The sequence below is a fragment of the Amycolatopsis sp. NPDC004378 genome (assembly GCF_053602455.1).
This window is the reverse complement of record NZ_JBSGDR010000008.1, coordinates 17585-30462: the sequence shown is the minus strand read 5'-3', so window position 1 is coordinate 30462 and position 12878 is coordinate 17585. Positions and strand designations below refer to the sequence as shown.

Annotated in this window: 15 protein-coding genes; 9 read left to right on the top strand and 6 right to left on the bottom strand. The window is 72.6% G+C overall.

Going from position 1 to position 12878, the window contains the following annotated elements; translation table 11 throughout:
• Positions 1 to 69 precede the first annotated feature (69 nt).
• Entirely contained in the window at positions 70 to 786 is a 717-nt protein-coding gene (locus ACWEN0_RS23605; protein WP_451977246.1) for an SDR family oxidoreductase, read from the top strand.
• 3 nt (positions 787 to 789) lie between these two features.
• On the opposite strand, the gene ACWEN0_RS23600 is transcribed toward ACWEN0_RS23605, so the two are convergent.
• Entirely contained in the window at positions 790 to 1464 is a 675-nt protein-coding gene (locus ACWEN0_RS23600; protein ID WP_451977243.1) for a lysophospholipid acyltransferase family protein, read from the bottom strand.
• 51 nt (positions 1465 to 1515) lie between these two features.
• Here ACWEN0_RS23600 and ACWEN0_RS23595 point away from each other — a divergent pair, with 51 nt between their 5' ends.
• On the top strand, positions 1516 to 2418 hold the full coding sequence (locus ACWEN0_RS23595; protein WP_451977240.1) for a glucosyl-3-phosphoglycerate synthase: 903 nt from the start codon (positions 1516 to 1518) through the stop codon (positions 2416 to 2418).
• On the opposite strand, the gene cydC is transcribed toward ACWEN0_RS23595, so the two are convergent.
• From cydC to ACWEN0_RS23575, 4 genes are read right to left on the bottom strand one after another with little or no spacing between them, the layout of a single operon-like run.
• Positions 2354 to 3943, bottom strand: coding sequence for a thiol reductant ABC exporter subunit CydC (gene cydC, locus ACWEN0_RS23590; protein ID WP_451977237.1), 1590 nt, complete (start codon positions 3941 to 3943; stop codon positions 2354 to 2356). The two genes, ACWEN0_RS23595 and cydC, sit on opposite strands and share 65 nt — an antisense overlap.
• Positions 3944 to 3996: 53 nt before the next feature.
• On the bottom strand, positions 3997 to 5556 hold the full coding sequence (gene cydD / locus ACWEN0_RS23585) for a thiol reductant ABC exporter subunit CydD (protein ID WP_451977234.1): 1560 nt from the start codon (positions 5554 to 5556) through the stop codon (positions 3997 to 3999).
• A gap of 9 nt (positions 5557 to 5565) precedes the next feature.
• Positions 5566 to 6534, bottom strand: a complete 969-nt coding sequence (locus ACWEN0_RS23580; RefSeq protein WP_451977231.1) for a cytochrome d ubiquinol oxidase subunit II — start codon at positions 6532 to 6534, stop codon at positions 5566 to 5568.
• Positions 6535 to 6537: 3 nt separating this feature from the next.
• Complete coding sequence (locus ACWEN0_RS23575) at positions 6538 to 7698, bottom strand: cytochrome ubiquinol oxidase subunit I (protein WP_451977228.1); 1161 nt, start codon at positions 7696 to 7698, stop codon at positions 6538 to 6540.
• A 141-nt stretch (positions 7699 to 7839) separates the two neighbouring features.
• On the opposite strand from ACWEN0_RS23575, the gene ACWEN0_RS23570 reads away from it, so the two are divergent.
• Genes ACWEN0_RS23570 through ACWEN0_RS23550 form a run of 5 tightly spaced genes read left to right on the top strand, consistent with a single transcriptional unit; the run spans position 7840 to position 10153 of the window.
• Entirely contained in the window at positions 7840 to 8157 is a 318-nt protein-coding gene (locus ACWEN0_RS23570) for a helix-turn-helix transcriptional regulator (protein ID WP_451977225.1), read from the top strand.
• Positions 8154 to 8822, top strand: coding sequence for a permease prefix domain 1-containing protein (locus ACWEN0_RS23565; protein ID WP_451977222.1), 669 nt, complete (start codon positions 8154 to 8156; stop codon positions 8820 to 8822). Before ACWEN0_RS23570 ends, ACWEN0_RS23565 begins: the two co-directional genes overlap by 4 nt.
• Positions 8819 to 9142, top strand: a complete 324-nt coding sequence (locus ACWEN0_RS23560; RefSeq protein ID WP_451977219.1) for a DivIVA domain-containing protein — start codon at positions 8819 to 8821, stop codon at positions 9140 to 9142. Before ACWEN0_RS23565 ends, ACWEN0_RS23560 begins: the two co-directional genes overlap by 4 nt.
• Positions 9139 to 9597, top strand: a complete 459-nt coding sequence (locus tag ACWEN0_RS23555; protein ID WP_451977216.1) for an SRPBCC family protein — start codon at positions 9139 to 9141, stop codon at positions 9595 to 9597. Before ACWEN0_RS23560 ends, ACWEN0_RS23555 begins: the two co-directional genes overlap by 4 nt.
• Positions 9590 to 10153 (top strand): DNA-3-methyladenine glycosylase I, encoded by a 564-nt coding sequence (locus ACWEN0_RS23550; RefSeq protein ID WP_451977212.1) that lies wholly within the window; start codon positions 9590 to 9592, stop codon positions 10151 to 10153. Before ACWEN0_RS23555 ends, ACWEN0_RS23550 begins: the two co-directional genes overlap by 8 nt.
• Positions 10154 to 10172: 19 nt before the next feature.
• On the opposite strand, the gene ACWEN0_RS23545 is transcribed toward ACWEN0_RS23550, so the two are convergent.
• Entirely contained in the window at positions 10173 to 10967 is a 795-nt protein-coding gene (locus ACWEN0_RS23545) for an enoyl-CoA hydratase-related protein (RefSeq protein ID WP_451977209.1), read from the bottom strand.
• Positions 10968 to 11164: 197 nt separating this feature from the next.
• Here ACWEN0_RS23545 and ACWEN0_RS23540 point away from each other — a divergent pair, with 197 nt between their 5' ends.
• The gene (locus ACWEN0_RS23540) at positions 11165 to 11332 is read left to right on the top strand and encodes a DUF3117 domain-containing protein (protein ID WP_013222969.1); all 168 of its coding nucleotides are present in this window, start codon (positions 11165 to 11167) and stop codon (positions 11330 to 11332) included.
• 89 nt (positions 11333 to 11421) lie between these two features.
• Positions 11422 to 12876 carry a leucyl aminopeptidase family protein gene (locus tag ACWEN0_RS23535; RefSeq protein WP_451977206.1) on the top strand — a complete coding sequence of 485 codons (1455 nt, stop codon included), beginning with the start codon at positions 11422 to 11424 and terminating at the stop codon, positions 12874 to 12876.
• The last annotated feature ends 2 nt before the right edge of the window (positions 12877 to 12878 follow it).

Genomic DNA, 12878 nt, shown 5'->3' with positions numbered 1-12878 from the left:
CCACCAGAGTATCGGCCGATGCGGCATCGGTGTTGGCTCGCGCGGGGGCCCCGCTGGTGTGCTGGAGCCATGGACGAAATCACTTTGGTCACCGGTGCGAACAAGGGCATCGGCCGCGAGATCGCCGCCCAGCTGGCCGCTCTCGGGCACACCGTCGTCATCGGCGCCCGCAGCGCCGAACTGGGCGAGAAAGCGGCCGCGGAGCTGGGCGTGGATTCGGTGGTCCTCGACGTGACCGACCCGGCGTCGGTCGCCGCGGCCGCCGCGCACCTCGACGAGCGCTACGGCCGGCTCGACGTGCTGGTCAACAACGCCGCCGTCGCCCGCCCGCCGGGCACGGAGCTCGCGCAGCAGAGCCCCAGCACCGCCGACCTGGGCACGCTGCGCACGATCTTCGAGACGAACTTCTTCGGCGTCATCACGGTCACGAACACCCTGCTGCCATTGCTGCGCCGCTCGGCCGCGCCGCGCGTCGTCAACGTCTCCAGCAGCGCCGCGTCACTGACCAGGAACGCCGACCCCGAGGCTCAGCTGCCGATTTCCGCCGGCTACACCCCGTCGAAGACCGCGTTGACGTCGCTGACCCTGCAGTACGCGCGGGAGCTGCGTCCCGACGGGATCCTGGTCAACGCGGTGTGCCCGGGCTTCTGCGCGACGGACTTGAACGGCGGTTCCGGGTTCCGCACCCCGGCCCAGGGCGCGGTGGCGGCGGTGCGGATGGCGACGATCCCGCCGGACGGCCCGACCGGCACCTTCGTCGACGACGAAGGTCCGGTGCCGTGGTGACGCTCAGGCGACGCCTTCGCTGGGCCGCTTGTGGTAGGTGTCCACGTACTCCTGGCCCGACAGCTCGAGGATCTGGTACATCACCTCGTCGGTGACCGAGCGGCGGATCGCCGGCGAGTAGTCCTGGCCCTCGTAGCGGGAGAAGTCGAGGGGCTTGCCGAACGTGATGCTGATCTTCGCGAGGCGGGGGATGCGGGCTCCGGCGGGCTGGAGGCCTTCGGTGCCGGACAGCGCGACCGGCACCACCTTCGCGCCCGTCGCCAGGGCCAGCGCCGCGACGCCGGTGTGGCCGCGGTGGAGGCGGCCGTCCAGGGAGCGGGTGCCCTCGGGGTAGATCGCGAAGACGCCGCCCGCGTCGAGAACCTTGCGGGCGGCTTCCAGCGCGGCCAGCCCGGCCTGGGCGTTGCCGCGCTCGACCGGGACGTAGCCGAGGCCGCCGAGGAAGCCGGCCAGTGCCTTGCCCTTGAGGCCCTTGCCGACGAAGTACTCCGCCTTGCCGAGGAACTTGACCTGCCGCGGGGTCGCGAACGTGATCACGCCGGTGTCGAGCGCCGCGCGGTGGTTGGCCGCCAGCAGGACCGGGCCGGTCTCGGGCACGTTCTCGACGCCGTGCACCTCGGGCCGGTACACCGCCCTGGCCAGCGGGCCCAGCACGAACCGGACAAGCAGCGCGATCAAGTGATCCTCCTCCTCGGGTGCGGTAGCACCAGCATGGCACGATCGTTACTCGTGAGTTGGTTCGAGCGGCGTACGTGGCAGGAGCCCGGTTGGACGCCCGAGGACATCGTGACCGCGAAGGGTGACCGGACGGTTTCGGTCGTGCTACCGGCACTGGACGAAGAGCGGACCGTGGGCGACGTCGTCGCGTCGGTCCGGCCGCTGGTCGGCAGCGTCGTCGACGAGCTGATCGTCGTGGACTCCGGATCGACGGACGCGACCGCGCGGGTCGCCGAGGCCGCGGGCGCGCGCGTGGTCCGCCGCGAAGACGTCCTTCCCGACCTGCCGCCGGTGCCCGGCAAGGGTGAGGTGCTGTGGCGCTCGCTGGCCGCGACCCGCGGCGACTTCGTCGTCTTCCTCGACTCCGACCTCGTCGACCCGGACCCGTCGTTCGTGCCCTCCCTGCTCGGGCCGCTGGTCTCCGAATCCGGCGTCCACCTGGTCAAAGGCTTCTACCGGCGGCCGCTGCGGCTGGAGAGCACGGGCGGCGGGCGCGTCACCGAGCTGCTGGCGCGGCCGGTGCTGTCGGCGCTGCGCCCGTCGCTCGGCGGGCTGGTCCAGCCCCTCGGCGGCGAGTACGCGGGCACCCGCGAGTTCCTCGAGTCGGTGCCGTTCGCCGCCGGGTACGGCGTCGAGATCGGGCTGCTGCTCGACGCCGAGGCCCGCTACGGCCTCGACGGGCTCGCGCAGGTCAACCTCGGCGTCCGCAAGCACCGGAACCGGTCGCTGCTGCAGCTCGGCGCGATGTCCCGGCAGATCCTCGGCACGGCCCTTTCGCGCTGCGGAGTCCCGGCCGCCGACGCGCCGTTCACCCAGTTCGTGCAGGTCGACGAGGAGTGGCTGCCCGACGTCACCGACGTCCGGGTCGCGGACCGGCCGCCGATGCGGGAAGTGCTCGCCCGTCCTCGAGGGTGAGGACCTCGTCGAAGCCGTCGAGGTGCTCGGGCCGGTGCGTGACGAGCACGACGCTGCCTCGCGCTTTCGCGAGCACCCGAGCGAGGACGGCGTCACCGTGCGCGGGGTCGAGGCCTTCGACCGGCTCGTCGAGCACCAGGACCTCCGGCGCCGCCAGGACCGCGCGGGCGAGGATCAGCCGTTGACGCTGGCCGCCTGACAACGCGGCGCCGTCGGGGCCGGTCGCGCGGTCGAGGTCCAGGTCGAACCCGGCGGTTTCGCAGGCGTCCCGCATTTCTTCGTCGGTGGCGTCCGGTTTGGCGATCACGAGGTTCTCGCGGACGGTCGCGTGGAAGACGTGGGCGTCGGCTTCGGCGCCCGAGACGAGCTTCGGCAGGTCGTACTCGTCGAGCGGGTGGCCGTCGAGGGTCACCCGGCCGTCGGTCGCGGTTGCGGTGCCGAGGAGCAGGCGGAGCAGGGTCGTCTTGCCGGCGCCGCTGGGCCCGAGGATCCCGACGCGCTTGCCCGGCGGGAGGTCGAGGTCGATGTCCCTCAGCGCGGGGGCGCGACCCGGGTACCGGACGCCGGCCTTCTCCAGCCGGAAGTGTCCACTTCGGACGACCCGCGTGCCGCTCGGCGGGACGGGCGTGGCGAGGACGGCCCGCACGCGAGCGGCCGACGCCCGGATTTCCGGGACGCGCCGGGCGGCCCCGACGAGCGGGAGGACGACCTCGAACGCGGTCATGGCGCCCAGCGTGAGCGCGGCGGTCCACGGCACGGAGGCGTGGCACAGCAGGGCGACGGCCGCCGTGGTGCCCAGCTGGACGAGCGTCCCGGCGGCGGTCGCCGCGGCCGTCTTGGCCGAAACGGCCCGTTCGTTCCGGGCGAGGTGGTCGACGACGGCGGCCGCCCGGTCGCGGTGTTCGTCCAGTGCGCCGGCGGCCAGCAGCTCCCGGTGCCCGGTGACGAGTTCGACGGCGCGTTCGGCGAGCTCGGCCCGCCTCGGCGCGTCCTCGGCGGCGGCCCGCCGGGTGACACGCGCGACCAGCCACGGCAGCAGCCCGCCGGCGACGAGCAGCCCGGCCGCGAGGGCGACGGCGGCAGGCCCGGACGCGGTGGCCGTGACCCCGACGGCGACCGCCCCGACGAGCGCGGCGACCCCGGTGGGCAGCAGCCACCGGAGCACGGCGTCCTGCAGAGCGTCCACATCGGACACGAGCCGGGTGACGAGGTCGCCGCCGGAGTGGCGCGAGCCGGGGACGAGGGCCTGGTAGACACGGGTGCGGAGGGCGCCGAGCCACCGCAGGACGACTTCGTGCCCGGCGAGCCGTTCGGCGTACCGGAGCCCGCCGCGCAGCAGGGCGAGCGTCCGGACGGCGACGATGGCCACGGTCAGTGCCCCGAGCGGAGGTTGCTCGGCGGCCCGCAGCAGCAGCCACGCGGCGGTGGCCATGAGCGCGAGGGCGGCGAGTTCGGCCCCGGCGCCCAGGAGCGCGGCACGCAGGAGCCGCCGAACGTCCCGCGCGGAGACGGCCCAGATGCTCACGCCGCCACGGCGTCTGGGGGCCGTGGGCGCGTCCGGCTCATGTCGCCGCCGGCTCACGCCGCCACCTCCGCGCACACCCGGCCGTCGCGCAGCTCGACCACCCGGTCGGCCAGGGCGATCATCGCCGGTCGGTGGGCGACCAGCAGGGAAGTACGGCCGGGGAGCAGCCGTCGCGTCGCCGACAGGACCGCCGCCTCCGTGCGGGAGTCCAGGCGGGCCGTCGGTTCGTCGAGGAGCACCAAGCCCGCCGAAGTCCGGGCCAGTGCCCGCGCCAGCCCCACCCGCTGACGCTGTCCCGCCGACAGGACCTCGCCCAGTTCGCCCACCTGGGTCGAAAAGCCGTCGGGCAACCCGGAAGCCACGGAATCGAGGGCCGCCGCCCGGGCCGCCGCGGGAACGTCGGCCGGGCCGCCCAACGCGATATTGGAAGCCAGCGAACCGCGGAACAGCGTCGGCCGTTGCGGGACCCACGCCACGTCGGCCAGCCAGTCGGACAGGGAGAGCGTGCGCAGGTCCACGCCGTCGACGAGGACTCGCCCCGAGGTCGGCGGGACGAACCCCAGCACCACCGACAGCAGCGTGCTCTTCCCGGACCCGCTCGGCCCCACCAGCGCCACCCGCGAACCGGCGGGCACGCGCAAGTCCACTTCGGACAGAGCGGGAACGCCGTCGTGGACGACCGAGACCCGCTCCAGTTCCAGCGAAGGCGCGCCCCGGCGACGGCACCGCGTCCCGGACCGAACGGAAACCACGGGCGCGGCGAGGGCTTCCCGCAACGCCGTCAACCCCTCGGCGGCCGCGTGGAACTTCGCGCCCGCCGCGCGCAGCGGCAGGTACGCCTCCGGTGCCAGCACCAACACCAGCAGAGCCGTCCGCGCGTCGAGAGAACCGGACAGCAGCCGGAACCCGATCGGCACCGCCACCAGGGCCACGGACAAGGTCGCGACCAGCTCCAGCACCAGGGACGACAGGAAGGCGACCCGCAACGTCTTCAAGGTCGCGTCGGCGTGCGCGGACGCCATCGCCCGGACCGTCGACGCCTGCGCCGACGCCCGCCCGAACACCTTCAGCGTCCCGAGCCCGCGCACGACGTCGAGGAAGTGCCCGCCCAGCCTGGTCAGCAGCGACCACTGCCGGGCGGTGCGCGCCGCGGTGTGCTTGCCGACGAGGATCGCGAACACCGGGATCAACGGCAGGGTCGCGGTGACCACCAGTGCCGACACCAGGTCCGTCGTGAACAGCCGCACGACGACCGCGATCGGCACGACCACCGACACCACCAGCGACGGCAGGTACCCGGTCAGGTAGCTGTCCGTCGCGTCGACGCCCCGGGTGATCTGCGTGGCGACGACCCCGGCGCGGTCCGAGGCGGAGCCGAGCAGCCGACGTCGCAGGCCGCCGCGCACCGATGCCGCGAACCGTCCACTGAGGACACCGTGGCCCCAGGCGAGCGCGCCCCGGAAGACGACCGCCACGACCAGGAAGAGCGAAACCCCGCCGCCGGTGAGCAGCGTGGCCAGGCCCTCGGCCTGGATCAGGACGGCTGCGGCGGAGAGCACCCCGAGCGTGGCCAGTACGGCCAGGTACGGCCGGAGTCCGGGCAAGGCAGGCACGGCGTCCCCCTAGAAGTGCAGCAGCGAACGCTGGTCGAGCGGGTGCCGGTGCGCGCGCCACGTCAGCCACTGGACGACCAGCAGCACCACCAGCGCGGGCGCGGCGAACCAGCCCAGGACGGCGAACGTCCCGGCCGCCGTCGCCGCGTCGCCGACGGTCAGCGGGGCGCCCGAGGACACCAGCACCGTCGGGAACCGCAGCGTCCCGGCCAGCAGCGCCGGGCACGCCGACAGCAGCATCGACCCGGCGAGCGCCACCCGGTACCGGCGAGTCCGCAACCCCAGCCAGCAGACGGCGAAAGCCGTGAACGCCAGGACGACGACACCGCCGCCGAGGATTGTCACGCCGTCCAGCGCGAAGAACCCCCAGCCCGTGGCGACGACCAGGAACGCGCACACGGGTGCGGTGCACGCGCGGGCCAGCCGCACCGCGCGGCCGGTCAGCTCCGCCGGCGCCCGGACGGCGAGGAACGCCGCGCCCTGCAGGCAGAACAAGGCGACGAAGCCGAGGCCCCACAGCGCCGCGTAGGGGGTGAAGAACGCGAGCACGTCGGCGACCGGGGGCAGCCCGACGACCAGGTTGCCGAGGAACAGGCCCCACGACATCGCCGTCACCAGCGCGCCGCCGACGATGCCCGCGGTCCAGGCGCCGCGGCGGGCGTCCGGGCGGCGGCTGCGCAGCTGCAGCGACGCCGTGAACGTCACGAGGCCGAGCAACAGCGTCACGACCAGGACGTACGCCCCGGCGAACACCTTGCCCTCCAGGTGCGGGAACGCGCCGAAGAGCAGGCCGACGGCCGCGACCAGCCAGACCTCGTTGGCCAGGAAGAACGGCCCGAGCGCGCCGAGCGTCTGCCGCCGCTTCCGCTCGTCGGCTTCGAACGCGGGCAGGAGCATGCCGACGCCGTAGTCGTAGCCGGCCAGCGCGAAGTACCCGCAGGTCAGCAGGCCGAGCACGCACCACCAGAAGGTCACCATCGGTCAGACTCCGCTCAGGACGGGCAGCTCGGCGGGCTCGTCGACCGGCTCCGGGCCGCGCTTGGCGACGCGCGCCATGAGCACCCAGTCGGCGACCGCGAGCGCGGCGAACAGCAGTGAGAAGGCGATGAAGGAGAACAGGATCTGGCCGCCGGGGACGCCCGCGATCGCGTCCGCGGTGCGCAGCTTCCCCCAGACCAGCCACGGCTGGCGGCCGAGCTCGCGCACCAGCCAGCCCATGATGGCCGCGACGAACGGCAGCGGGATCGCCGCGACCATCAGGTAGTGCAGGAACCGGGCCTTCGTGACCCAGTTCCGGACCAGCAGCAGCGTGCCCAGCAGCGCGCAGAGCAGCATGAGGAACCCGAGCGTGATCATCGCGCCGAGCGGCGCGCCCACCGAGGCTTCGCCCAGCTTGTCCGGCTGGTACATCTTCAGCTCGCCGAACTGCGCGAAGCCCTGGTTGACCACGAAGATCGAGCCGACCAGCGCGGCGACCACGCCGATCCGCATCGACCGGCGGAAGAACTCGATCTCCGTCGTCCGCTTGAGGAAGTGGTACGCGCTGACGCCGACCACGAAGAACCCGCCGGTCACCAGCGCCGCGCTGAGCACGTGCGGCAGCGACGCGACCAGCGCCGGGTTCGAGAACAGCGCCCCGAAGTCGTCGAGGCGCAGGGTGCCGCCCTCGAGCCGGCTGCCGACCGGGTTCTGCAGGAACGAGTTGGCCACCATGATGAACATCGCCGACGCGTACGCGGTCAGCGTGACCAGCCAGACCAGTGCCAGGTGCAGCCACTTGTTCAGGCGCCCGAAGCCGAAGATCCACAGGCCGAGGAACGTCGACTCGAGGAAGAACGCGACCAGCGTCTCGATGGCCAGCGGTGCGCCGAAGACGTCGCCGGCGAATGCGGAAAGCCCGGTCCAGGTGAGCCCGAACTGGAATTCCATCACGATTCCGGTGACGATCCCCAGCGCGTAATTGATCACGTACAACCGGCCCCAGAAGCGGGTCATCCGCAGCAGCTCGGGCTTGCCGCCGAGCGTCCAGCGCGTCTGCATCACGGCCACCAGCGTGACCAGACCCAGCGTGAGCAGCACGAACAGGAAGTGGAACGAGGTCGTCGTCGCGAACTGGAGTCTCGCGACCGGGAGTGCGTCCATGCCGAACGACTATATACGTAGACTGGCTACATGTAGCCACCAAATCCATGAGATCCGGGTCATCTCCGGGAAATACCCCGGTGTGTCCGGAGTGTCCCGGCAATAGCGTCTCCGGGGTGGGCATGCGTAGACTGCGTACCTATGAAGGCGGACACCTTGCGCGGGCACCTCGACGCGTTGCTGCTGGCCGTGCTCGACGGCCGCAAGCTGCACGGCTACGCGATCATCGAGGCCCTGCAGCTGCGCAGCGACGGCGCGCTCGACCTGCCGACCGGCACCGTGTACCCGGCGCTGCGCCGGCTCGAGCGGGCCGGCTGGCTGGCCAGCGAATGGGACGTCGTGTCCGGCCGGAAGCGCCGCACCTACCGGCTCACCCGCTCCGGGCAGCAGGCCTTGGCCGCCGAACGCGCCGAGTGGCGGGAGTTCACGGCGGTCATCGGGGGAGTGCTGGAAGCATGATCGACGGATACCTCCAGGACCTGGACCGCAGGCTGCACGGCTGCGGCCGGTTCAAGGCCGACCTGCTCGAAGAGGCGCGGGACGGCCTGAACGACGCCGCTGACGCCTACCGCGCCGGCGGCTGGACCGACGAGGACGCCGAGCGCCGCGCGGTCGCCGACTTCGGCCCGGCGGCCGTCGTCGCCCGCGACTACCAGGCCGAGCTCGGCATGCTCAGCGGCGTCCGCACGCTGTGGAAACTCGTCATCGGCGTCCCGCTGATGCAGGTGTCCTGGGACTACGCCCGGATCCTCACCTTCGGCGAGTGGACGAAGCTCTCCACGCCGACGCCCGGGTGGTACAAGGTCGTCACGCACGTCACCCACGGCGCCGTGTTCGTCGTGCCGGTGATCGGCGTGCTCGCGCTGCTCGGCATCCGCTGGCTGAGCCGCCGCCTGGACGGCACCGGGCTGGCCCGGTTCTGCGGGGTCCTCATCGCGCTCGCGGTCGGCGTCAACCTCGCGTCCGTCGGGCTGCTGATCGGCGCCACCGGGTTCGTCGACGCGTCGAGGCTGTTCCTGAGCGTCCCGTGCGTCCTGTTGATGGTCGCGTGGGTGCTGCTTTCGCTGCGGCTCGTCGTGCTCGCGAGACGATCCTGGGGTGGGTATGCCACGATCGTCGCGTGACGACCGCGCTGATCTACCTCGTAGTCATGCTGCTGGTGGCCGCCGTGGTGTTCCTGCTCGCCGCCGTCGTGTTCGGCCGGGGTGAGGAGCTCGCCCCGCTGGCGCCGGGCAGTTCGCCGACGCGGCTGCCCGCCGAGGACATCACCGGCGAGGACCTGCAGGAGGTCCGCTTCCAGCTGGTGCTGCGCGGCTACAAGATGTCCGAAGTGGACTGGGTGATGCGCCGCCTCGGCGTCGAGCTCGACGAGCTGCGCACCCGGGTCGCCGAGCTGGAGCAGCGCGAACGCGAGCGGGAGAGCTCGCCCGAAGGCGCCCAGTGACGGATCTGATCCTGTCCGTCGAGGTCCGCGCACCGGCCGGGACGACCTGGCTCGCGCTGACGGACTGGCCGCGCCAGGGCGAGTGGATGCTCGGCACGGACGTCGAGGTCGTCGAGGGGAACGGCCGCAGCGTCGGGTCGCGGATCGCGGCGTTCACCGGGCTGGCCGGGGTCGGCTTCACCGACACCATGGAGATCACCAGCTGGGAGCCGCCGGTGCGGTGCGCGGTGCGCCACCTGGGCAGCGTCGTGCAGGGCACCGGCGTGTTCCAGGTCGTGCCGAAGGGCGCGACGCGCTCGACGTTCGTCTGGGCCGAGCACCTGCGGCTGCCGTTCGGGCCGCTGGGCCGGCTGGGCTGGCCGGTGGTGCGGCCGGCGTTCGCGCTGGGGGTGCGCCAGTCGCTGCGGCGGTTCGCGCGGTTCGCTGAGGACTATTCGGTGGGTGGGGATGAGTGAGCTGGTCGGCGCCGACGGCGTCGCGCGGTGCAGCTGGGGCAATTCGACCCCGGACTACGTGGACTACCACGACACGGAGTGGGGCGTCCCGCTCCACGGGCAGGACGAGCTGTACGAGCGGCTGTGCCTCGAGTCGTTCCAGTCGGGGCTTTCGTGGATCACGATCCTGCGCAAGCGCGAAGGCTTCCGGAAGGCGTTCAAGCGGTTCAAGCCGTCGAAGGTGGCGAAGTTCGGCGACGCCGACGTCGAGCGGCTGATGCAGGACGCGTCCATCGTGCGGAACCGCGCGAAGATCCTGGCGGCGATCAAGAACGCGCGGGCGATCGATTCTTTGGACACCCCGTTGGACGATCTCTTGTGGTCGTTCGCGCCCGCGTCGCACCGGCGCCCGGCGACGATGGCGGACGTCCCGGCGATCACCGACGAGTCCAAGGCGATGGCGAAGGAACTGAAGAAGCGCGGCTTCGTCTTCCTGGGGCCGACGACGTGCTACGCGCTGATGCAGGCCACCGGCATGGTCGACGACCACGTCTCCGGCTGCTTCCGGGCCGCCTGACCCGGAAGCAGCCGGCGGCTCACTTGCCCTGGAAGTCCGGCTTGCGCTTGCCGACGAAGGCTTCGACGGCCTCGGTGTGGTCCGCGGTCGCGCCGAGCGCGGTCTGGGCGGCGTCCTCGGCTTCGAGGGCCTCCTCGAACGTCGACTGCGCGGCGAGGTTCAGCACGCTCTTGATCTTCGCGTAGGCCACCGTCGGCCCGTTGGCCAGCTTCGCGGCGATCTTCTGGGCGCGCGCGGGCAGCTCCTCGTCCGGCACGACCTCGCCGACCAGGCCGAGGCGCAGCGCCTCGGCGGAGTCCACGGTCCGGGCCAGCAGCATCAGCTCGGCGGCGCGGCCGTAGCCGACCAGCCGCTGCAGCGTCCAGGACGCGCCGGAGTCCGGGCCCAGCCCCACGTTGGCGAAGGCCATCAGGAACGACGACGACTCGGCCGCGATCCGCAGGTCGCTCGCGTAGGCGAAGGCGGCTCCGGCACCGGCCGCGGTGCCGTTGATCGCCGCGATCACCGGCTTCTCCATGGACACGATCGCCTGGACGATCGGGTTGTAGTGCTCCTTCACCGTGTGTAGCGGCGCGGGGTCACCTGCCTGGAGCAGCCCCACGTGCTCCTTCAGGTCCTGGCCGGCGCAGAACGCCTTGCCCGAGCCGGTCAGCACGACGGCGCGGACGGCCTCGTCGTCCGCCGCCTCGCGCAGCGCCGCGAGCAGTGCTTCCTTCAGCTCGACGGTCAGCGAGTTGTACGCCTGCGGCCGGTTGAGGGTGAGGGTGCGCACCCCGTCGGCGTCGGCGGCCAGCAGGACGTCGGATGTGGTCACGTCTTCTCCTTGCGCGGATACGTCGGTCGTCCGACAGTCTTTCACCTCGCGCGAGCCGCATACCAGCACCGATACGGCGGCAAAAGATCGGTCCGCTGATGCGCCCGGCCGCTGATGAGGGACAATGGACACCAGACCCGGCTGGCTTTCACGCGAGCGCGACCCGGGCGCGCCGGTTGAGACGGAGGGAGCACGCTATGGCGGCCATGAAGCCCCGGACCGGAGATGGTCCCCTCGAAGTGACTAAGGAGGGGCGGGGCCTCGTGATGCGCGTACCGCTCGAGGGTGGTGGGCGACTCGTCGTCGAACTTTCCGCGGAAGAAGCGAAGGACCTCGGCGCCGCATTGGCGGAGGTCACCGGCTAGCAAGCCCTCCCGAACCGTCCTTCCGTCGCACCCCGGTCTCCCTTCGGAGGCCGGGGTCGCGGTTCCTCTGCGCCCGAAGGTTGCTCACTGTGCGTAATCCGCTACCCCCCGTTCCGACCAGTCTGCTCGACATCGAGGTGGCGGGCGACCTCCGCCGCGGCGCCCCGACGGCCCGGTTGGTGACCGCTCCCGCCGACGACGTCGAGTCCGAGCCGCTGGAGATCGGCGGTGTCCGGATCACCGGCAAGGCGGGCGACGTGCAGACGGTCCCCGCCGACGAGGCCCGCTGGGTCGCCGGCCTGGGCGACGGCGAGCCGAAGCAGTACCGGAAGGCGGGCGCGGCCCTGGTCCGCGCGGTGAACGCGGGCCTCGCCGACGACGTCGGCGCCGGCGGTCGCGCGTTCCGCGCGGTGCAGCTGGTGCTGCCCGAGGAGGCTTCCGCCGAGCACGTGACGGAGCTGGCCCTGGGGCTGCTGCTCGGCGGCTACCGGTTCAAGGTGTCCGGAGAGGACCCTTCGCCGACCGTCCGGACGGTCCGGCTGGTCACCGGGAACACCGGGCTGGCCGAGCCGGTGGCCCGCGCTTCGGCGCTGGCGGCGGCGACGGCGTTGACGCGCGACCTCGCGAACACGCCGTCCAACGTCAAGACCCCGGCCTGGCTGGCGGACACCGCCGCGCGCGTCGCCGGCCCGGGCGTCGACGTGACCGTGCGGGACGAGAAGTGGCTGGCGGCGCAGGGTTTCGGCGGCGTCCTGGCCGTCGGCGGCGGCTCGGCGCGGCCGCCGCGGCTGATCGAGATGGCGTACCAGCCGGCGGGCGCGGCGAAGCACGTGCTGCTGGTGGGCAAGGGCATCACGTTCGACACCGGCGGCCTGTCGATCAAGCCGGCCGACGGCATGCACCTGATGCGCACGGACATGGCGGGCGGCGCGGCCGTCATCGCGGCGATCCGCGCGATCGCCGTGCTGGGCCTCCCGGTCCGGGTGACGGCGCTGGTGCCGGCTGCGGAAAACCACGTCTCGGGCTCGTCGTACCGGCCCGGCGACATCGTCCGGCACTACGGCGGCAAGACGACCGAGGTCGGCAACACGGACGCGGAGGGCCGCATGGTCCTCGCCGACGCGCTGACGTACGGGATCCGCCGCTTCGGCCCGGACTACATCGTCGACGCGGCGACGTTGACCGGCGCGATGAAGGTCTCCCTGGGACTGCGCACGGGCGGACTGTTCGCTTCGGACTCCGCGCTGGCCGCCGCGGTCGTCTCGGCGGGCGCCCGGGTGGGCGAGGCGTGGTGGCGCATGCCGCTGGTGGAGGACTACGCGGAGAACGTCCGCGGCGAGTTCGGCGACGTCCGGCAGACCCCCGCGGGTCCGGGCGGCATCACGGCGGCGCTGTTCCTGCGCGAGTTCACCTCGGGCCTGCCGTGGGCGCACCTGGACATCGCGGGCCCGGCGCGGTCGGAGAAGAACTACGACGAGGTCGTCCCGGGCGCGACCGGCTTCGCGGCCCGGACCCTGGTGGAGCTGACGGCGTCCCTGGCCTGACC